The 19,660-nt window shown below is 67.1% G+C and carries 16 protein-coding genes; 6 read left to right on the forward strand and 10 right to left on the reverse strand.

The features are described 5' to 3' along the window. Window positions 1-17: 17 nt before the first annotated feature. The 5 genes from ACOQOP_RS10050 to ACOQOP_RS10070 form a co-directional block, all read right to left on the reverse strand. Window positions 18-1,025, reverse strand: coding sequence for an ABC transporter ATP-binding protein (locus tag ACOQOP_RS10050; protein WP_420566196.1), 1,008 nt, complete (start codon window positions 1,023-1,025; stop codon window positions 18-20). Window positions 1,026-1,039: 14 nt separating this feature from the next. Beyond that, on the reverse strand, window positions 1,040-2,179 hold the full coding sequence (locus ACOQOP_RS10055) for an ABC transporter ATP-binding protein (protein ID WP_420566197.1): 1,140 nt from the start codon (window positions 2,177-2,179) through the stop codon (window positions 1,040-1,042). Between the two features lie 11 nt (window positions 2,180-2,190). Next, entirely contained in the window at window positions 2,191-3,093 is a 903-nt protein-coding gene (locus ACOQOP_RS10060) for an ABC transporter permease (RefSeq protein ID WP_420566198.1), read from the reverse strand. Window positions 3,094-3,111: 18 nt separating this feature from the next. Beyond that, entirely contained in the window at window positions 3,112-4,068 is a 957-nt protein-coding gene (locus tag ACOQOP_RS10065; RefSeq protein ID WP_420566199.1) for an ABC transporter permease, read from the reverse strand. A gap of 94 nt (window positions 4,069-4,162) precedes the next feature. Beyond that, a complete protein-coding gene (locus ACOQOP_RS10070; RefSeq protein ID WP_420566200.1) occupies window positions 4,163-5,749 on the reverse strand; it encodes an ABC transporter substrate-binding protein in 1,587 nt (528 codons plus the stop codon). A gap of 602 nt (window positions 5,750-6,351) precedes the next feature. Between ACOQOP_RS10070 and ACOQOP_RS10075 the strand changes: the two genes are divergently transcribed. Beyond that, a complete protein-coding gene (locus ACOQOP_RS10075; RefSeq protein ID WP_420566201.1) occupies window positions 6,352-6,570 on the forward strand; it encodes a hypothetical protein in 219 nt (72 codons plus the stop codon). Further along, window positions 6,567-7,985, forward strand: coding sequence for an amidase (locus ACOQOP_RS10080; RefSeq protein WP_420566202.1), 1,419 nt, complete (start codon window positions 6,567-6,569; stop codon window positions 7,983-7,985). The genes ACOQOP_RS10075 and ACOQOP_RS10080 overlap by 4 nt, the downstream gene beginning before the upstream one ends. 94 nt (window positions 7,986-8,079) lie before the next feature. On the opposite strand, the gene ACOQOP_RS10085 is transcribed toward ACOQOP_RS10080, so the two are convergent. Continuing rightward, window positions 8,080-8,574, reverse strand: coding sequence for a hemerythrin domain-containing protein (locus ACOQOP_RS10085; protein ID WP_420566203.1), 495 nt, complete (start codon window positions 8,572-8,574; stop codon window positions 8,080-8,082). Window positions 8,575-8,771: 197 nt separating this feature from the next. On the opposite strand from ACOQOP_RS10085, the gene ACOQOP_RS10090 reads away from it, so the two are divergent. Together ACOQOP_RS10090 and ACOQOP_RS10095 are read left to right on the forward strand one after the other, a co-directional pair. Then, window positions 8,772-11,414, forward strand: coding sequence for a cation-translocating P-type ATPase (locus tag ACOQOP_RS10090; RefSeq protein ID WP_420566204.1), 2,643 nt, complete (start codon window positions 8,772-8,774; stop codon window positions 11,412-11,414). Between the two features lie 238 nt (window positions 11,415-11,652). Continuing rightward, window positions 11,653-12,081 (forward strand): PAS domain-containing protein, encoded by a 429-nt coding sequence (locus ACOQOP_RS10095; protein ID WP_420566205.1) that lies wholly within the window; start codon window positions 11,653-11,655, stop codon window positions 12,079-12,081. 10 nt (window positions 12,082-12,091) lie between these two features. On the opposite strand, the gene ACOQOP_RS10100 is transcribed toward ACOQOP_RS10095, so the two are convergent. Continuing rightward, the gene (locus ACOQOP_RS10100) at window positions 12,092-12,661 is read right to left on the reverse strand and encodes a helix-turn-helix domain-containing protein (protein WP_420566206.1); all 570 of its coding nucleotides are present in this window, start codon (window positions 12,659-12,661) and stop codon (window positions 12,092-12,094) included. Between the two features lie 74 nt (window positions 12,662-12,735). Here ACOQOP_RS10100 and ACOQOP_RS10105 point away from each other — a divergent pair, with 74 nt between their 5' ends. Beyond that, a complete protein-coding gene (locus ACOQOP_RS10105; RefSeq protein ID WP_420566207.1) occupies window positions 12,736-13,476 on the forward strand; it encodes an aspartate/glutamate racemase family protein in 741 nt (246 codons plus the stop codon). A gap of 10 nt (window positions 13,477-13,486) precedes the next feature. Here the strand turns inward: ACOQOP_RS10105 and ACOQOP_RS10110 are convergent, their stop codons facing one another. Beyond that, a complete protein-coding gene (locus ACOQOP_RS10110; protein ID WP_420566208.1) occupies window positions 13,487-14,419 on the reverse strand; it encodes a LysR family transcriptional regulator in 933 nt (310 codons plus the stop codon). A gap of 177 nt (window positions 14,420-14,596) precedes the next feature. On the opposite strand from ACOQOP_RS10110, the gene ACOQOP_RS10115 reads away from it, so the two are divergent. Further along, entirely contained in the window at window positions 14,597-18,172 is a 3,576-nt protein-coding gene (locus ACOQOP_RS10115; RefSeq protein WP_420566209.1) for an ABC transporter ATP-binding protein, read from the forward strand. A 122-nt stretch (window positions 18,173-18,294) separates the two neighbouring features. Here the strand turns inward: ACOQOP_RS10115 and ACOQOP_RS10120 are convergent, their stop codons facing one another. Continuing rightward, entirely contained in the window at window positions 18,295-18,708 is a 414-nt protein-coding gene (locus ACOQOP_RS10120) for a PRC-barrel domain-containing protein (protein WP_420566210.1), read from the reverse strand. Window positions 18,709-18,872: 164 nt separating this feature from the next. Further along, window positions 18,873-19,385, reverse strand: coding sequence for an RNA polymerase sigma factor (locus ACOQOP_RS10125; RefSeq protein WP_420566211.1), 513 nt, complete (start codon window positions 19,383-19,385; stop codon window positions 18,873-18,875). Window positions 19,386-19,660 lie beyond the last annotated feature (275 nt).

The raw sequence follows: 19,660 nt of genomic DNA on the forward strand, positions 1-19,660 counted from the left end.
CGTTTCTTCGGTGGGGGTCATTCGGCGGGAACCAGTTCCTTCTGACGCGCCTGGTCCGGCGCCACCTTGATGCAGCGGGCCATGCGGCCGGCATCGAAGATCACCTCCGGCGGCAGTTCTGCGGTGCAGGCAGGTTCTGCGAACTTGCAGCGCGGCGCGAAGGCGCAGCCTGGCGGCATGGCGCGCAGGTCCGGCGGGGAGCCGGGGATCGCCTCGATGTCCTTGCCGCGCATGTTGCCGTGCACGGTGGAGGACAGCATGCCCTGGGTATAGGGGTGCTTGGGGTTGCCCAGCACCTCCTTCACCGTGCCGGTCTCCACGATCCGGCCGGCATACATGACCGCGACCCGGTCGGCGATCTCGGCGGCCACGCCCAGGTCGTGGGTGACGAAGATCACCCCCATGCCCATCTCCGCCTGGATCTTGCGCAGCAGGATCAGCACCTGGATCTGCACCGTGGCGTCGAGCGCGGTGGTCGGCTCGTCGGCCAGCAACAGCTTGGGGCGGCAGGACAGGGCCATGGCGATCATGGCGCGCTGGCGCAGGCCGCCGGAGAGTTCGTGCGGATAGGCCTTCAGCCGGCGTTCGGCGGAGGGAACCTTCACCAACTCCAGCAGCTCAAGCGCCCGCTCCATGCCCTGGTCGTAGGTGCAGCCCTCGTGCCGCTTCACCGTCTCGGCGATCTGGTGGCCGACGGTGTAGACCGGGTCGAGGGCGGTCATCGGCTCCTGGAAGATCATCGAGACCAGGCCGCCGCGCAGGTCGGACAGTTCCTTGCCCTTCAACGACAGCACGTCCTTGCCGTCGACCTCGACCGTTCCTGTGATCCGGGTACGGCGCTCCGGCAGCAGGCGCATCAGGGCGCGCATGCTAACGCTCTTGCCCGACCCGGACTCGCCGATAATGCACAGCACCTCGCCGGCCTTCAGGGTGAGGTTCACGTCGTTCACCGCGTTCACCGTGGTCTCGCGGGTCACGAACTTGACGTTGAGGTCCTGCAGACGGACCAGCGGGGTTTCTGTCATGGTGCAGCCCTCCCTCAATCGCCGCCCGCCATGGCCGTGGCCGACGGCTTGGGCTTCGGAGCGGTCGGCACGCCGCCGGCCGCCGCCGAGTGGCCGGAATTCGGCACGAACATGTGGCAGGCGGTGACATGGGCCTCCGCCGACAGCCATTCGCCCAGCACCGGCCGCTCGATCTCGCAGATCTTCTCCGCGTGCTTGCAGCGGGTGCGGAACCGGCACCCGGAGGGCGGGTTGATCGGGTTCGGCGGATCGCCGACCAGCGGCGGTTCCTCGATCCGGTCCTCCGGATCCATCGACAGCCGCGAGGCCAGCAGCGCCTGGGTATAGGGATGCTTCGGGTTCTCGTAGATCTCGTCCACCGGACCGATCTCGACCACCTCGCCCAGATACATCACCAGCACCCGGTCGCTGACATACTGGACGACGTTCAGGTCGTGCGAGATGAAGACGTAGGTCAGGTTGAAGTGCTGCTTGAGGTAGCGCAGCAGGTTCAGGACCTGGGCTTCCACCGACTTGTCGAGGGCGGAGACCGCCTCGTCCAGGATCACCACCCGCGGCTCCAGCACCAGGGCGCGGGCAATGTTCACCCGCTGCTTCTGGCCACCGGACAGTTCGTGCGGATAGCGCGGGCCGAACAGGTTCGGGTCGAGGCCGACCTTGGTCAGCAGCTCGCGGGCCGCCTCCTTGGCCTCCTTCTCGGTCGCCCCGTGCACCTTCTTGCCGTAGGAGATCGAGTCCTCGATCGGCATGCGCGGGTTCAGCGACGAGTAGCTGTCCTGGAACACCATCTGCATCAGCCGGCGCATGTCGCGGACCATCAGCCCGTCCTTCTCACCGACCGCGTCGCCGTCGAAGATCAGCTCGCCGCTGTCCGGCTCGATCAGGTGCATCAGCAGCCGGGCGAGCGTGGACTTGCCGCAGCCGGACTCGCCGACCACGCCCAGGGTCTCACCCTTCATCACCGTGAAGCTGACCCCGTCCACCGCGCGGACATGGCCGACGGTGCGGTTCAGCACACCGCCGGTAATGGGAAAGTGTTTCTTCAGCTCCCGGGCGATGAGCATCGGCTGACGCTCGCCGCCGCGGTCACGGGCATCCTTGCGGTCGACCGCGCTCAAGGCCGGTACCTTCCGGGTCTCGTCCGTCATGGTCATCGGCTCGCTCCCTACAGTCGGACATCCATGGCCGCGCGCAGACCGTCGCTGACCAGGTTGAAACAGATCGAGGTGATCAGGATCGCCACCCCCGGGATCGCGCAGACCATCGGGTTGATGTAGATGGCCTGGCGAAGTGTGTTCAGCATCAGGCCCCAATCCGGCTCCGGCGGGGTGACGCCGAGGCCAAGGAAGGACAGGCCCGAGGCCAGCAGGATGCTGACGCTGACCATGCTGGACGAGTAGACCAGGATCGGCCCCAGCACGTTGCCCAGGATATGGACGCGGATGATGCTGAGGGTTCCCGCTCCCGTGGCGCGCGCCGCCTCGACGAAATCGAGGTTGCGGACCTGGGAGGTCGCGGTCTCCGCCACCCGGCAGAGCGGCGGGATGAAGACCAGGGTCAGGGACAGCATGCCGTTGACGATGCCGCCGCCCATGGCCCCGGAGATCGCCACCGCCAGCAGGATCGACGGAAAGGCGTAGAACACGTCGACCATCCGCATGATCACCATGTTCGTGCGGCCGCCGACGAAGCCGGCGATGATGCCGAGCGTGCCGCCGATGAGCGTGGCCAGCAGCACCGGGACGATGCCCATGGTGAGCGAGATCCGCCCGCCATAGAGCAGCCGGGACAGGATATCGCGGCCGAGCTCGTCGGTGCCGAGGACGAAGTCCTTGTAGCCGATCGGCTTCAGCCGGTTGATCAGGCTGCTCTCGTAGGGATCCATCGGCGCCAGCAGCGGCGCGAAGATCGCCGACAGGATGATCATCAGGACCACCGCACCGAAGAACAGGGTCAGGTAGTCGTAACGCAGCCGGTACCCGACATTCTGCCAGTAGCTGCGCACCCGGACCGCCGGCGCGCCTTGCACGGCGGCGGTATCGGCCTGGGACATGGTGATGTTTGCCATGGCTCTTCCTCCGATGCGTCAGCCGCGCTTCAGGCGCGGGTCGACCATCGTCTGCAGCAGATCGATGACCAGGTTGGTGGCGACGAAGATCATCGCCAGGACCAGGATCGTGCCCTGCAGGACCGGCAGGTCGCGGGTCAGGATCGCCTTGTTGAGCAGGAACCCGGTGCCGGGCCAGGTGAAGATCGTCTCCACCAGGATCGACCCGCCCATCAGGTAGCCGAACTGCAGGCCCATGACCGCCAGCACCTGGGGCAGGCAGTTCTTGATCACGTGGAACAGGATCTCCCCTTCCCCCAGCCCCTTGGCGCGGAGGGTCTCGACGAAATCCTGGTTCAGGATCTCGGCGACGGCCGCCCGGGTGGTGCGGGTGATGATGCCGATCGGGATCATCGACAGGGTGACCATCGGCATCAGCAGATGGCGGAAGTGGTTCCATTCCCAAAAATTGAAGGTGTCGGAGCCGCGCGGTCCCATGCCGGTCGCCGGCAGGACGTTCAGCTCGACCGCGAAGATGATCACCAGCACGATGCCGAGCCAGTAGTTCGGGATGCTGACGCCGATGACGGCGAGGCCGGTGACGCCGCGGTCGACCGGACCACCGGCGTGGTAGCCGGCAACCAAGCCCATGATGAAGGCCAGGGTAAAGGCCACGATCACCGCGCCGGCGGCGAGCAGGACCGTATTGCCCAGGGCCTTGAAGAGATCGTCCGTCACGGCGCGGCCGGTGGCGATGGAGTTGCCGAGATCGCCGGTCAGGACCTTGCCGAGCCAGATCAGGTACTGGACCGGGATCGGCTTGTCGAAGCCGTAGGCCTTCTTGACCATGGCGATGGTCTCGGCGCTGGCATCCTCGGGAAGCAGGGTGTTCAGCGGGTCGCCGGGAGCGATGTAGACGAGCGCGAAGCAGACGATGCTTACGCCCAGCGCAATGGGGATCGCGTACAGCAGGCGGCGCAGGATATAGGCGGTCATATGGAGGGTCCCTTCCGCTCGGAGATGGCTCTGGCGAGGGTGGGTCCGGCCGGCCCCGGGTGGGCGGGCCGGCCGGACCTGCTTTGGTCGGGGCTTACTCGACCACGATCGGGGTGAGGTCCTGGAACCAGCTCTGGGCCTGGACGAAACCCTTCACGTTCGGGGCGATGGCGCGCGGATTGACGTCGTGGGCGACCATCAGCATCGTCGCGTCGTCGACCATCAGCTCGTGCAGCTTGGTCAGCTTCTCCATGCGCGTCTTCGGATCGAAAGCCGCGTAGATCTCATCGATCACGGTATCGACCTCGGGGTTGGAGTAGTGCCCCCAGTTCGAGCCCTTCGGCGCGTGCTGCTTGGTGTAGACGTGGCGGATCAGGGCGCTGAACGGATCCTGCAGGGCGCGGCTGATGTTGATGCCGTCGATCTGCGGGTTCTTCTCACGGCCCGGACGGCCGACATCGAGCAGCGCGTTCCAGTCCATGACGTCCAGGGTGGTGTCGAAGCCGACCGCGTCGAGCTGGCTCTTCACCAGTTCGTTCATCGGCAGCGGCTGCATCTGTCCGGAACCCGAGGTGGAGATCGCCAGGGTGATCTTGCACGGGTGGCAGCCGGCCTCCTTCAGGAGCGCGGTCGCCTTCTCCGGGTCGTACTCGTAGACGTATTCCGGCTTGCCGTAATACGGGGTCGACGGCGGGACGATGCCATAGCCCTCGATCATGTAGCCGCCGAGCAGCGCCTTGAACTCCGGCCGGTTCAGCGCGTAGTTCGCAGCACGGCGGACCTTCACGTCCTTGAACGCGCCGTCGACGAAGTTGAGCTGGTACGACCAGTTATGCGGATACGGGGCCGTGACGATGTTCATCCCGGCGGACTCGAGCCGCGGAATGGTGTCCGGCGACGGCGCCTCGATGAAGTCCACCTGGCCCGACAGCAGGGCGGCGGCACGGGTGGTCGCCTCCGGCATCGGGATCAGGACCAGACGGTCATGCTTCGGGATCCGCTTCTCGTCCCAGTAGGACTCGTTCTTGACCAGCTCCAGGCGCTCCTGGGCGACCATGCTGGAGAACTTGTACGGACCGGTTCCCGAGGGATCGACGGCGTATTTCTCATAGTCGTTGCCCAGCTCGGTGAGCTTGCAGCGGCTGATCATGAACCAGTAGGAGAGCTGGTAGGGGAACAGCGCGTCGGGCTGCTTGGTCACGAACACGACCTCGTGGTCGTTCACCACCTCGACCTTGTCGATGATGCCGGTGCGGTTGCGGATGTCCGCGAACTGCTTGGCGTTGAACTGCGGCGCGTTCTCGTCCGACACGCGCGCGAAGTTCCAGGCCACGTCCTCGGCCACGAAGTCGCAGCCGTCATGCCACTTCACGCCCTCGCGCAGCTTGACAATCCAGCGGGTGTGGTCGTTGGGATCGATGTCCCAGGAGGTCGCGAGACCCGGCTTGATGTCGGCCGCCGTCTCGCCCTGGGACAGGTCCCACAGCGTCAGGGTGTCGTAGAGGTTGTAGCCGACGAAGCGGTAGCCCTCGAACCCCTGGTCGGGCTGGCCGATCGTGATCGGAATGTCGCCTGCCGTCATGGCAACGCGAAGCACGGACTCGGCCGACGCCGGAAGCGCCGTCATCGCCAGCCCGGCAGACACGGCGATCGCCGATGCCAGTGTCTTGAAGTTACGCATTATGAAGCCTCCTTGCCTGTACCCGCCGCGCCATCCGCAACGCCCCCGAGCCCGGTTGGATCTCCCGATGGGGAACTCCGCCGGACTTCCTTCGGCGCCGGTCCGCCCCCGCTCTTTCGAGCAACCGGGCGAGCCGCCGACCCGCGACATGGCTGAAGGGTTCTGCAATCGGCATGCCGAAATTGGCAAAATTGTATCCAATTAACCGACAACGCCTGGTGTTGAATCGGAAACGCGGAAATAAAACCACGCGTATTCAACGCGGTAACGGCTTCCCAGATCGAGAACGGACCCGAGAACCAGCACTAGAAAGAGACGCGCGGACGGCAAATTGTCCGCCCAATATTATGGTGCGACGCAATATTGTGCACAGTTTGAATCCATTTTCTGCGCATTTGGTTGCCATAAATCGAGATCAAGGGACGACACGGGCGGGAACGGCGCAATAAACGCCTGAAAACGTTGCCGCAGCGTGACCCGACATCGCCACTAAATTGTGCATTGCAAAAAGACTGGACGGCGCAGGGGGCTTTTTGGATACAATTCGTCTGCGCGCGCGGTTCCGCCCGCGTAGCACCCGCCATTTCCCGAGGAGTTCCGCCATGTCCAGCGACGATCGATCCGCAACCATGCGCCAGGCCTTCGAGGCGATGACCGCCCTGAACGGCCTGACCCTCCCGCCCGACCGGGTGGGGACGATCTATGAGGGCTTCGTCGGCCTGCAGGCCATGGTCGCGGACCTGCGTCGCCCGCGGACCGCCGCCTCCGAGCCGGCCGGAATCTTCGTTCCCGACACCATCACCCGGAGTGCGGCCCCATGACCGAACCACTGGAAACCCTGTCCATCGCCGAGCTGGGCGCGAAGCTGCGCGACAAGTCGTTGACCTCCGCCAAGATCACCGAGCACTGCCTGACGCGCATCGCCGAGCTGGATCCGGCGCTGAACGCGTTCATCACGGTGACCGGCGACCGGGCGATGCAGGATGCCGCCAAGGCCGACAAGGAGCTCGCCGACGGGACCGATCGCGGCCTGATGCACGGCATTCCCTATGGGCTGAAGGACATCTACGACACCGCGGGCATCCGCTCGACCTGCCATTCCAAGCTGCGGGAGGACGTGGTCCCGGCGACCGACAGCATCTGCGCGGAGAAGCTGGCGGCGGCCGGCGGCGTGCTGCTCGGCAAGCTGTCGACCCACGAGTTCGCCTTCGGCGGCCCGTCCTTCGACCTGCCCTTCCCGCCGGCGCGCAATCCCTGGAACCGCAACCACGGTCCGGGCGGCTCCTCCAGCGGCTCCGGTGCGGCGGTCGCCATGGGCATGACCCGAACCGCCATGGGGTCCGACACCGGCGGCTCGATCCGCGGCCCGGCCGCCTATTGCGGCGTCATCGGCATCAAGCCGACCTACGGCCTGGTGAGCCGGCGCGGCGTGTTCCCGCTGTCCTACACCCTGGACCATTGCGGTCCGCTGTCGAAGACGGTGGAGGACGCGGCGATCACCCTACAGGCCGTTGCCGGCTACGATGCCGTCGACCCGGCCAGCGCCAATGTGGAGATCCGGGATTTCCGGGCCACGCTGAACGCCGGCGTGAAGGGCATGAAGATCGGCCTGCTGCGCTCGTTCTACGCCGATGCCGAGGGCATGGCGCCGGAATGCAGCGCCGCCATCGACGCGGCCTGCGAGACCCTGCGCAGCCTCGGTGCGGTGGTGGAGGACGTCCAGGGCGCCTCACCCTTCACCCAGTACAATTCCTGCGGCCGGGTGATCCTACTGGCGGAGGCCTACGCCATCCATGAGGAGGATCTGAAGACCCGCCCCCTCGACTTCGGCCAGCTCACCATGGAGCGGATCATGCTGGGGGCCTACATCTCGGCCGCCGACCTGGTCCAGGCCCAGCGCCTGCGCCGGGAGCTGAGCCAGGAGGTGAACAGCATCTTCCTGAAGCAGTACGACGTGTTGCTGGCCCCCTCGTCCATGACCCCGGCCCCGCTGATCGACGCCCCGCAGAAAGGTTTCCCGCTGGCCTGGCCGATGCAGACCATGCCGTTCAACGTCACCGGCAACCCGGCCATGTCGATCCCGATCGGTTTCAGCGAGAGCGGCCTGCCCCTGTCCATGCAGATCGTCGGCGGCTATTTCGACGAGGCGACGGTGTTCCGGGTCGGCCAGGCCTACGAGGCGGCGACCCAGTGGCACCTGGCCTGGCCCGAGCCGGCCCTGGTGGAAGCGGCCTGAACGTCGGTCACAACGACCACCGGCCGCGCCTCCCCTCAGAAGCGCGGCCGGCAATCCCGGTCGGATCACGCCCGGACTGATCAAGGCGGGAGGTTCAGTCGCCCATCTCGTCGGCGTGGATCTTCCGGTATTTGGCCCCCAGCTCGCGGGCCTTCTCGTCGGAGAGCACATCGCCGACCAGCGGCAGGACGTCCTCTTCCTCCTCCTCCAGGTGGTGGAAGACGTCGTGGCGCAGTTCTTCGAACTTGTCGTCCCAGTCCTCGTCGTCGGGAGACATGTCCTCCATCTGCTCGATCACCTTCTTGTGCTCGCCGTGCTCGGAAATGGCATGCAGGCTTTCGTGACGGGCGTCCTTGGAAGTCTGGACCAGGGCGTTGAACAGGCTCTCCTCCTCGGCCTCGTGATGGGCGAGCAGCTCCTTCTTGGTCTTCGCCCAGAGGTCGTTGCGGGCCTTCTTGTCGGCGTCCTTCTCGGCGTGCAGACGGTCGAACAGCGCGCGCAGCCGGTTATGCTCCGCGGCGATAACATCAACGATGGTGTCCGATTTCTTCCCGCTGCCGGACGGGCGCTCCATGGTGTTCGTCGCCATCTCACTCTCCTGACATGGTGGTGAGCGGATAGTCCGCCCATGGGCGGCTTCGCTCTTTATGATGCTGATCCGGTGGAGGAAACGGCCCAGAGGTCGAACGGTTCCAAACTGGCGCTCCACGGCGGCGCGCGGTCGCATTGCAGTGCAACATCGATTGCGTCATACCGGAGCGCACGCAGCACGATTGGACACGGCCCATGACGGTCCCGACCGGTCTCACCCAGGACGAGGCGAACGCGCGCCTTCGCCAGTACGGCCCGAACCGGCTGCCGGAGCCGAAGGCGCCCGGCCTCGCCACCCTCTTCATCCGCCAGTTCCTGAGCCCGTTCATCTACATCCTGATGATCGCGGCGATCGTGTCCTTCGCCATCGGCCAGGTGCCGAGCGGCGCCTTCATCGTCGCCGTCCTTCTGATCAACGCCGTGATCGGCACGGTGCAGGAGCACGCGGCCCAGAAATCCGCCTCCGCCCTGCGCAAGATGGTGCGCGGCTCCGCCCGGGTGATCCGCGACGGCAGACCGCGCACGATCGACAGCGAGGAGGTCGTCCCCGGCGACCTGCTGCTGCTCGCCTCCGGCGATAAGGTGCCGGCGGACGTACGGCTGCGCGACGCCCAGAACCTGGCGGCGGACGAGTCCATGCTGACCGGCGAGTCGGTCGCCGTCGCCAAGAGCATGGAGGTCGCCGTCGCGGCGAACGCGCCGCTCGCCGAGCGGCGGGACACCTGCTTCGCCGGAACCGTCATCACCCACGGCAGGGCCGAGGGCGAGGTCATCGCCACCGGTCTCGGCACCGAGCTCGGCTCGATCGCCGGCGAGGTCAGCGCCCGCCGCGTGTCCGAGCCGCCGCTGATGATCCGGGTCCGCCGGTTCACCTATCAGGTCGCCGCCGGCATCGCCGTCGCTATCGCCGCGCTGGTCGCGCTGATGCTGGCGGTCGGCGGCTACAGCAGCTCGGAAATGGCGCTGATGGCCATCGGCCTCGCCGTCTCGACCATCCCGGAAGGCCTGCCCGCCGCCCTGACCGTCGCGCTCGCGATCGGCATGGACCGCATGGCGAAGCACAACGTCATCATCCGCAAGCTGATCGCCGTGGAGGCGCTCGGCTCCTGCACCTTCATCTGTTCCGACAAGACCGGCACCCTGACCGTCAACGAAATGACCGCCAGCCGGATCGTGCTGCCCGACGGGATCAGCTTCGCCGTGACCGGCGCCGGGATCGGGCCGGGCACCGTGGAGGAGCACGACGACGGCAACGGTGCCGCCATCCCGGTTGCCGCCCATATGGACCGGCTGCGGGCGCTGTGCACCACCGGCACCCTGGCGAACGAGAGCCACCTGGACTACGCCGGCCGCGAGACCTGGGATTTCGACGGGGACATCGTCGACGTGGCCTTCCTGGTGCTGGCAAAGAAGCTTGGCCTGTCGATCAGCGCTCTGAACGCCGAACAGGACCGGCTCGAGCTGGTGCCCTACGAGTCGGAGCGCGCGCTGTCGGGCAGCCTGACCCGCTGGTCGGAGCGGCACTTCCTGCATGTGAAGGGCAGCCCGGAAAAGCTGCTGGCCATGTCTACGCATATGCAGACCGCGGAGGGCCGGGTGCCGATCGACCGCGCCGCCGTCACCGCCCAGTTCGAAGCCCTGGCGCGCGACGGTTACCGGGTGATCGCGCTTGCCCATCGCGAGCTGCCGGAGCGCGGACCGGCGCTGCGGGCGATGGAGGAGATGACCCTGCTGGGCATGGTCGCGATGATCGATCCGATCCGCCCGGAGGCGCGCGAGGCGGTGGACCGCTGCCGCGCCGGCGGAATCGAGGTCGCGATGATCACCGGCGACCATCCGGCCACCGCCCATGCCATCGCCCGCGACCTGGACATCGCCGGTCCCGACGATCCTGTCGTCACCGGCAGCGACCTGAAGGCGGCCGAGGCCCAGGGTCTGGAGCATGTGGACGCCCTGGTCCGCGATGCCCGGGTCTTCGCCCGGATCGAGCCGCTGCAGAAGCAGCAGATCGTGGAATCCCTGATGCGGGCCGGCCATTTCGTGGCGGTCACGGGCGACGGGGTGAACGACGCGCCGGCCATGCATCGGGCCAATGTCGGCATCGCCATGGGCAAGCGCGGCACCGACGTCGCCAAGGAGGCGGCCGACCTGATCATCACCGACGACCGCTTCTCCTCCATCGTCGACGGGGTCGAGCAGGGCCGGGTGGTCTACAACAACATCCGCAAGGTGGTCGGCCTGCTGATCGCGACCGGCTTCTCGGCCCTGCTGCTGTTCTTCCTCTGTGTGCTCATCGGCCTGCCGATGCCGCTGACCGCCGTCCAGCTCCTCTGGCTGAACCTGGTCGCCAACGGGCTGCAGGACGTGGCGCTGGCCTTCGAGCCCAAGGAGGGCGGCGAGCTGTCGAAGCGTCCGCGCCGGCCGGGTGAAGCGATCTTCGAGCGTCGGATCATCGAGCATGTGCTGATCATCGGCGGCGCCATGGGCGTGCTGGCTTACGCCACGTTCGACGCCTTGCTGGCCATGGGCTACGACCTGGACATGGCGCGAAACCTGACGCTGATGCTGATGGTGCTGTTCGGCAATATCCACGCCCTGTGCAGCCGGTCCGAGACCCGGTCCATCTTCCGCATCCCGCTGCTGGCCAACCCGTTCCTGGTCCTGGCAGTGCCGATCGCCCAACTCGTCCATATCGGCTCGATGTACGTGCCCGGTCTCAGCGACGTGCTGGCGATCCAGCCGATCGGCTGGCACGAATGGGCCTCGATGCTGGCGGTGGCCCTGGTGCTGCTCGCCCTGGAGGAGGCCCATAAGGCCTGGCACCGGCGCAGGGGCTAGGCAGCCGCCGGGGTCACCGGTCGCAGTCGGTTTCCGGAGCCTGTCCGTTAATCCTCCCATTATACGAAAGCTTAATATCTGCGCCGTATCTTGCGGCCCTATCGGCGCCATGGCGCCTGAATGTCGGTTCGTTGACTCTTGCCCGGACTCGCGGCGGCTGGAACGCTCGCGGCGCCACGTTTTTTCGGGCGGGTCCGTCTCGACGAGCCCTCGATATCTCGAACGGGATTGGTCAAGCATGTCGCCGGTTGAAGAGAGTCTGGCATATTGGAAGTCGATCCGCGGCGATCGGCCCGTGCCCCAGCGGGTCGATTTCGACCCGACCGACATTCCGCGCCTGCTGACCCATGTGGTGTTCCTTGACGTGATCGACGGCGGCGCCGATTTCCGGTTCCGGGTGATTGGCGACGCCGTGCGCTCGGCCTCGCGCGGCAACTACACCGGTCAAACGGTCGGGTCCCTGCCCCACATCACCGATGACGGCCCGCTCATGACCGGCCTGCGCCAGGCGGTGGAATGCCGCGAACCCGTGCACATGCCGGTGCCCTATGTCGGGCCGTTCAAGGAAGTCACCCTTCGCGACCACCTCATCCTGCCGCTGACCGGCGCGGACGACGAGGTGACGCACCTCCTGGTGACCATCGATCTGGTGGACACCCGCCGCTGAAGCCCCCGGATCAGCCGCTCTCGATCACGATCAGCGCCTCGGTATCCGGCTCCAGCGCCTCGTAGACATGGTCGCGGGCCGCCGGGAAGGTCAGGTAGTCTCCCGGCCCCAGTTCCTCCTCGGCGCCGACCGGCCCGACCCGGGCTCGGCCGGACAGCAGAACCACATGCTCGACGCTCGCCGTTGCATGGGGTGACGAGATCTTGGGGGCGCCGGGCTGGAAGGTGACCCGGTAGAGATCGCGGGTCGCCCCGGCCGGACAGCGCGACAGCAGCGTGACCCCGTAATCCGACGTCTCAGCCCGCATATCGACCGCCTCGCTCCGGCGCACCAGACGCGCCTGACCCGTGGGCGGATCGATCAGGTCGCTGACCGTCACGCCCAGCGCCCCGCTCAGGGCCCAGAGGGTCTCCAGGCTGGGATTGCCGTCGCCCGATTCCAGCCGCGACAGGTTCGACTTGGCGATCCCCGCCGCCCGCGCCAGCGCGCTCAGGGTCATGCCACGCTGTTGCCGCCTGGCCTGCAGCAACCGGGCGAAGGTACCGCGTCGGGCGGCGTCTTCCGGCGTCTCAAGGGTCATCGCGCAACGCTCCGGGTTTGACGGCAGCGATGGTCGTTCTATATATCGAACGATCCGCCGACCGAGAGATCGCCATGACCTACTCCGAGAATGCCCCTGCCGCCAGCCTTCGGTCAGGCGACGGAAGACAACGGACCATCGGCATCGTTGCCTGCTCGGCGGAAGGGGCGGCGCTCTGCTACCGCACGATCTGCGCCCGAGCGCCGGCGCTCCTCGGGCCGCACGCCCATCCGGAGGTGGCGCTGCACGGCGCGTCGCTGGCGGACTATGTGGTAGCGCTGGAAGCCGGGGATCTCACCGGCGTCGGCGCGATCATGCTGCGGTCGGCCGAGAAATTGGCGGCGGCCGGCGCGGAGTTTCTGATCTGTCCCGATAACACGATCCACGCCGCAATGGATCATGTACGCCCACGCTCCCCCCTGCCCTGGCTGCACATCGCCGAGGTGGTGGCGGCGGAGGCGCGGCGGCGCGGCGTGCGCCGGACGGCCCTGCTCGGCACCCGATGGCTGGTGGACAGCGCGGTCTATCCCGAGGCGCTGGCGGCGGAGGACATCGAATTCCTGCGGCCGGAGGAGGACGAGAAGGACGAGGTCGCCCGCATCATCATGGACGAACTGGTGAACGACATTCAGGTCCCCGGATCGGTCACCTACCTGCAGGGGCTGATCGAGCGGCTGCGGGACCGCGGATGCGATACCGTCATCCTGGGCTGCACGGAATTGCCCCTCGTCCTCTCCGACAAGAACTCGGCGCTGCCGACCCTGGATTCCACCCGTCTGCTGGCAGACGCGGCGCTGCGTCACGCGATGGGATAGCTTGCGGCGGCTAGCTTCCCACGGCCGCGAGATCGTTGACCGGCGTAGGAATGGCGATCCGGCCTTCCATCTCGGCGCGGGTGTCCTGGAACAGCTTGACCAGCGCATCCATCACCACGCGGATGCGCGGCAGGGAGCGCATGTCCCGGTGCACCAGCATCCACTCGTCGACGATCACGTCGCTGAGGATCGGGGTCAGCCGAACCAGGGCCGGGTCCTTGTCGCCGAGGAAGCAGGGCAGAACCCCGACCCCGTGACCGTTATGGATCGCGTGGTACAGCACGACGCCGTTGTTGGTCCGTACCTCCGGCGCGGTCCCCTTGAGCAGTTCCACCTGCCACTGCTGGCCCGGCATGTAGACATGGTCGTCGTCGAAGCCGATCCAGGGCAGCGCGCGCAACGCGTCCTCGCTGCCGTCGCAGTCCGAGGCGAAGCCGCGCACGCCATAGACCGCATAGGCGAAGCGGCCGAGCTTGCGGCCCACCAGATGGGCGCTGTCCGGCAGCGTGCTGCGGATCAGCAGGTCGGCCTCGCGCCGGGACAGGTTGGCCGAGATATGGGCGACGGCGATCTCGAACTCGATGCAGCGGTGGTTCTCGCGCAGCCGCATCAGATGGCGGGAGATGAACTCCGCCATGGTCTCGTCGACCGAGATCCGCACGGTGCCGAGATGGGTGTCGGTCAGCCCCGCGCTGCGGCGGGCGAGCGCCTGGGCCGCCTGCTCCATCGCCCGGACCTCGTCCAGGAGATGGGTGGCGGCCAGGGTCGGCACGAAGCGGTCGGGCAGCCGCTCGAACAGGCGGGAACCGAGCTCGTCCTCCAGCGCCTTCACCCGGCGGGCGACCGTCGGATGACTGACCTTCAGCTTGCGGGCGGCCGCCGTCAGGCTGCCTTCCTCGGCCAGCGCGAGAAATACCCGCAGATTGTCCCAGTCGCTGATCATCGCACCCTCCGAGCACGGCAGACGCCGCCCAGTCTGATCTCCCACATCGATACTGAGCGTTCATGCCGCGCCGCATCAATGTTCAAAACCGTACAGCCGGTCTTCGCAATCGTCCATCTAGTTCGGAGTCATTCTCAACTAGAATGATTTCAAGTTCGGTTTTCGAGGATGACCCCGATGCATTTCGAGACGCGTCTCTGGGCTTTCACGCAGGGTGTTCGCTGGCGCATCGCGCTGGCCGTGGTGGTTGGACTTTGCGCGGTGGCGCTCGGCGTGGCCAGGCTGGCCCTGCTCGGCTGGCTGATCGGCCGGATCTTCGCCGGCGACACGGTGGAACAGCTGATGGGGCCGATCGTGGCCATCGGCCTCGTGATGGTGGCGCGCGGCGCCTTCGAGCACTGGCGCAACACGCTCGCGCACCGCACGGCCGCCATCGTGCAGAAGAAGCTGCGGCGCAAGCTGTTCGACAAGCTGGCGGAGCTGGGTCCGGCCTATGTCGGCCGCGAGCGGTCGGGCGGGATCACCCTCACCCTGGTCGACGGGGTCGAGCAGCTCGAGACCTATTTCGGCCAATATATGCCACAGGGCCTGATCTCCCTGCTGACGCCGGTCCTGATCTTCGCCTTTGCCGCCTTCCTCGACCTGCCGGTGGCCGGCGTTCTGCTGGTCTTCGCGCTGATCGCGCTGTTCGCGCCGGCGATCTGGCACAGCTTCGACCAGCGCGCCTCGCTGCGCCGGCAGAAGTCCTACTCCGCCTTCGCCGCCGAGTTCCTGGACAGCATCCAGGGCCTGCCCACCCTGAAGGCATTCGGCCAGGGCACCCAGCGGGCGGACACGCTGGCCGCCAAGGCGCGCGACCTGTTCAAGCGCACCATGTGGGTGCTGGCGACCAACTCGCTGGCCCGCGGCATCACCGACACGTCCATCGCCTGCGGGGCGGCGGCCGCGCTGGCCGTCGGCGCCTGGCGGGTCGATGCCGGGGCGATGGAGCTGACCGAGCTGCTGATCATCATGATGTTGGGCGTGGAGATCTTCCGGCCCATGCGCGAGCTGCGCAACGTGCTGCACCAGGGCATGGTCGGCATGTCGGCGGCCAAGGGTGTCTACCACCTGCTGGACGGCGTCCCGGCGGTGGTCGACGGTCCGCACAACCCGGCGGCCGAGAGCCTGACCCCGTCCGTCTCCTTCGAGGGCGTCGGCTTCCGCTACCCGGGCGCGCGCCGGATGGTGCATGACGGGCTCGACTTCCACGTCGCCGCCGGCGAGCGGGTCGGCCTGGTCGGCCCAAGCGGCTGCGGCAAGTCCTCGGTCGTGCGCATGCTGCTACGCTTCTTCGATCCGGAGCAGGGCCGTGTCACCATCGGCGGCGTGGACCTGCGGGAGATGTCCTTCGACCAGATCCGCTCCCGCATCTCCGTGGTGAACCAGGATACCTTCCTGTTTCACGGCACGATCGGCGACAACATCCGCATGGGCCGGCCGGAGGCGTCCGAGGAGGACGTGATCGCCGCCGCCCAGGCCGCCAATATCCACAGCTTCATCGCCGGACTGCCCGAAGGCTACGAGACGGTGGTCGGCGAGAAGGGCATCAAGCTGTCTGGCGGCCAGCGCCAGCGCGTCGCCATCGCCCGCGCCCTGCTGCGCGACACCCCGATCCTGGTGCTCGACGAGGCCCTGAGCGCCGTGGATGCCGAGAATGAGGCGGTCATCCAGGATGCCCTGAACCGGCTGATGAAGGGTCGCACGACCCTAGTGCTCGCCCACCGGCTGTCCAGCGTCATCGACTGCGACCGCATCCTGGTGCTGGACAAGGGCCAGGTGGTGGAGGAAGGCGCCCATGACGCGCTGATGGCCAAGGGCGGCGTCTATGCCCAGCTCATGGCCGAGCAGGCCCGGGAGTCCCAGCGCGCCGAGGGCGACGCGGTGATCGACCCCAAGCCGGCTTCGGAGACCCTCGCCTCGGTCCCGGGCGGCGCCAAGCAGGCCCCGACCGAGGGCATCATCAAGGCCGAGGGCCTGGGCTGGTTCCAGGTGGTGAAGGCGCTGATGGCCACCGCCCTGCCCTGGTGGGGCCGCCTCACCCTCACCTTCACCTTCGGCGTGCTGCGGGTGGTGGCCTTCATCGGCGTCGGCGTGTTCAGCGCGCTGACCATCCTGGCGTTGAAGAACGGCACCTCCTACGACCAGTGGCTGATCGCCCTGGCGGTGGTCGCCCCCCTGTCGGGCCTGCTGCACTGGCTGGAATCCTGGCTCGCCCACGACATGGCGTTCCGCCTGCTGGCCGAGATGCGGATCGCCGCCTTCCGCAAGCTCGATGCGCTGTCGCCGGCCTATCTGGTTCGACGGCGGACGGGCGACCTGATGTCGCTCGCCACCCATGACATCGAGCTCATCGAGTACTTCTTCGCCCATACCGTCGCTCCGGCCTTCGTCGCCATCCTGGTGCCGGCGGCCGTACTGGCGGTGCTGGCCAGCCAGAGCGTCTGGGTCGCGGTGGCCCTGGTGCCGTTCCTGGCGGCGGTGGCGCTCGCCCCGTTCCTGATGCGCGGCAAGGTCGATCAGCTCGGCTCGGAGGCGCGGGAAGCTTCCGGCGAACTCGGCGCGGTCGCCGTGGACTCGGTCCAGGGCCTGGGCGAGATCGTCGCCTTCCAGCAGGAGGACCGTCGCGGCACGCTGATCGAGAAGCTCACCCAGCGTCATATCGACCTGCGCCTGCCGTTCTTCGAGGAACTGACCCTTCAGCAGAGCCTGCTGGAGATGTTCACGGGCCTCGGCGGCCTGGCGGTTGTGGTGACCGGGGCGGTCATGGCGTCCAACGGATCGATCGATCCGGGTATCCTGCCCCTGCTCACCCTGCTGGCGATGGCGGCCTTCCTGCCGGTCTCTGAGATCGCCCAGATCGGCCGCCAGCTCGCCGACACCCTCGGGGCCACCCGTCGCTACTACGGGCTGGAGAACGAGCCGGTGCCGGTGACCGACGGTCCCGGTGTTCCGGCGAAGGAGGGCCCGGCCTCCATGGGCCTGGAGGGAGTGTCCTTCACCTATCCTGGTCAGCACCGCTACGCCCTGAACAACGTGACCCTGGAGATCCCGGCCGGCGCCACCGTGGCGATGGTCGGCACCTCCGGGGCGGGCAAGACCACGACCGCCCAGCTTCTGATGCGGTTCTGGGACCCGGATGCCGGCACGGTAACCATGAACGGGGTGGATCTGAAGCAGTACGAGCTGGACGACCTGCGCGGCCGGATCGCCCTGGTGGCCCAGGACACCTACCTGTTCAACGACACTCTCAGGGCCAACATCCTGGTCGCCCGGCCAGACGCCTCCGAGGACGACCTGTTCGCCGCCCTGCGCCATGCCTCGCTGCAGGAACTGGTGGATACCCTGCCCGAGGGGATCGACACGCCGGTCGGCGAGCGCGGCACCTCGCTATCCGGCGGTCAGCGCCAGCGGGTGGCGATCGCCCGGGCCTTCCTGAAGGACGCGCCGATCCTGATCCTCGACGAGGCTACCTCCCACCTGGACGCGGTCAACGAACAGGCAGTGCGCGGCGCGCTGGACAAGCTGAAGGCCGACCGGACCACCATCGTGATCGCCCACCGGCTCTCCACCATCCGCGACGCCGACAAGATCGTCGTTCTCGAGGAAGGCCGATTGGTCGAGGAAGGCAGTCACGAGGAACTGCTGGCCCGGGGCGGGCTCTATGCCCAGCTCGTCTCGCGCCAGCTCGCCTCGGCCTGGGCCGCTCAGTAAGCCGCCCCAAAAAAAGAAGACCCCGCGGGCTGTGCCGCGGGGTCAAACGTCGGAGCGCTGTGGCGCTTCGGGCGGGAGCTCGGGGGAACAACGCCAGGCCCCGACGCATTCGGTGTGGGCCATCAGCCCCCGTAATTCGGCAGGTCCTTAATCTCCGCCTCACTCAGCCCGACCCGGGCGCGGCCCTCGGCGATCAGGGTGAAATCGGCGATCGGAATGGCGACCCGCTTGCCGCCGAGAAGTCCCTCGTACTCGACGACCGCCTTGGTCGAGCCGCCGTCATCGACGATCTCGCGGACCTCGCCGGTTTCCTTCTCATCGATCGAGATGACCGTCGCACCGACCAGCCGCTTCTCCCGGATGGAGGTCGCCGCGTCGACCTGAGGCCGTCCGACCGGCTTCACATCGACCGGTGCGGTCGGGGCCGCCTCAGGTTTGGTGATCTGGGTGTTCGCCGGCTCCGCCACGGCAACGATCTGGGCGGCCCCGGCCATGAATGCGGCACTCAAGACGGTAGTGATCAGCTTCGCTCGCATTGCTACCTCCCTCGGTCGCGATTGGAACGGACCCATTCAATGCGGTTGGGACTCCCGCCGGCGCCGCGGGGTGGGGGTGGGGGAAACGGCGCCGGCGGGCCCCAGGCGGAACGGCTGGGCGCTGGGGAAGTCGCCCGGCCGATCCGAAGTCGGAGCGAGCCCGATCAGGCGGCGGCCGCCGCCGGCTCGCTTGCCATGGCTTCGTCCATGCGGACCTTGAGGGTCTCGCGACCGCGGTACAGCCGGGACATCACGGTGCCGACCGGCACGCCCAGGGTTTCGGCGGCGGCGCGGTAGGACATGCCATCCACGGCGATCATCTGCACCACGTCATGCTGCTGCTCGGGCAGGGCATCGATGGCATCCTGCATCTCATGCACCCGGTGGCGCTGATACTGGTTCGGCAGAACACCAAGGCTGCTCTGGACATCGTCCAGGTCGACCACCGGCCCCTGGCGCTTGCGCCGGGCGTAGTCGTCGGCGATCACGTTACGCACGATGCGGTTCAGATAACCCCGCCAGTTCTCCACCTTGCGGCCGTCGCGCACATAGACGATGGCCCTCAGCAGCGCCTCCTGAGCTATGTCGTCGGCATCCGCACGGTTGCCCACGAGCCGGCGCGCGGTGCGCTGAACGCTGCTGTAATGCTCTTTGGCCTGCATTTCGGTGATGGTCATTGCTCTGCTCCCACAACCTTCAAAGTGTCCGGCTGTTCGCCGTCGTCTGATGGTTAAGACTTAGCGAGACGGCTGTGACGTTGCTGGGCCAGAGCTGTGACAAGTGTGCGCCATCCCGGCCCCAAGCTGTGAACGTCGTGAGATCACACAAGTTCCGGAAAGAACGCAGGCGTATGGAGTTTTATTGCTTGCGCAAAGGCATCAGTCTTTCGGCAAAGAACCCGCCGAAGCCCTTAAAGCCATAGGAAACCAAGGGTTTCGCGAAGATTGGACAG

The organism is Thalassobaculum sp., assembly GCF_965223715.1.
Taxonomy (GTDB): Bacteria; Pseudomonadota; Alphaproteobacteria; order Thalassobaculales; family Thalassobaculaceae; genus Thalassobaculum.

Coding starts and splice junctions, on each gene's coding strand:
- ACOQOP_RS10050 (WP_420566196.1), bottom strand. CDS start 1,025: ATGACAGAAACCCCGCTGGTCCGTCTGCAGGACCTCAACGTCAAGTTC.
- ACOQOP_RS10055 (WP_420566197.1), bottom strand. CDS start 2,179: ATGACCATGACGGACGAGACCCGGAAGGTACCGGCCTTGAGCGCGGTC.
- ACOQOP_RS10060 (WP_420566198.1), bottom strand. CDS start 3,093: ATGGCAAACATCACCATGTCCCAGGCCGATACCGCCGCCGTGCAAGGC.
- ACOQOP_RS10065 (WP_420566199.1), bottom strand. CDS start 4,068: ATGACCGCCTATATCCTGCGCCGCCTGCTGTACGCGATCCCCATTGCG.
- ACOQOP_RS10070 (WP_420566200.1), bottom strand. CDS start 5,749: ATGCGTAACTTCAAGACACTGGCATCGGCGATCGCCGTGTCTGCCGGG.
- ACOQOP_RS10075 (WP_420566201.1), top strand. CDS start 6,352: ATGTCCAGCGACGATCGATCCGCAACCATGCGCCAGGCCTTCGAGGCG.
- ACOQOP_RS10080 (WP_420566202.1), top strand. CDS start 6,567: ATGACCGAACCACTGGAAACCCTGTCCATCGCCGAGCTGGGCGCGAAG.
- ACOQOP_RS10085 (WP_420566203.1), bottom strand. CDS start 8,574: ATGGCGACGAACACCATGGAGCGCCCGTCCGGCAGCGGGAAGAAATCG.
- ACOQOP_RS10090 (WP_420566204.1), top strand. CDS start 8,772: ATGACGGTCCCGACCGGTCTCACCCAGGACGAGGCGAACGCGCGCCTT.
- ACOQOP_RS10095 (WP_420566205.1), top strand. CDS start 11,653: ATGTCGCCGGTTGAAGAGAGTCTGGCATATTGGAAGTCGATCCGCGGC.
- ACOQOP_RS10100 (WP_420566206.1), bottom strand. CDS start 12,661: ATGACCCTTGAGACGCCGGAAGACGCCGCCCGACGCGGTACCTTCGCC.
- ACOQOP_RS10105 (WP_420566207.1), top strand. CDS start 12,736: ATGACCTACTCCGAGAATGCCCCTGCCGCCAGCCTTCGGTCAGGCGAC.
- ACOQOP_RS10110 (WP_420566208.1), bottom strand. CDS start 14,419: ATGATCAGCGACTGGGACAATCTGCGGGTATTTCTCGCGCTGGCCGAG.
- ACOQOP_RS10115 (WP_420566209.1), top strand. CDS start 14,597: ATGCATTTCGAGACGCGTCTCTGGGCTTTCACGCAGGGTGTTCGCTGG.
- ACOQOP_RS10120 (WP_420566210.1), bottom strand. CDS start 18,708: ATGCGAGCGAAGCTGATCACTACCGTCTTGAGTGCCGCATTCATGGCC.
- ACOQOP_RS10125 (WP_420566211.1), bottom strand. CDS start 19,385: ATGACCATCACCGAAATGCAGGCCAAAGAGCATTACAGCAGCGTTCAG.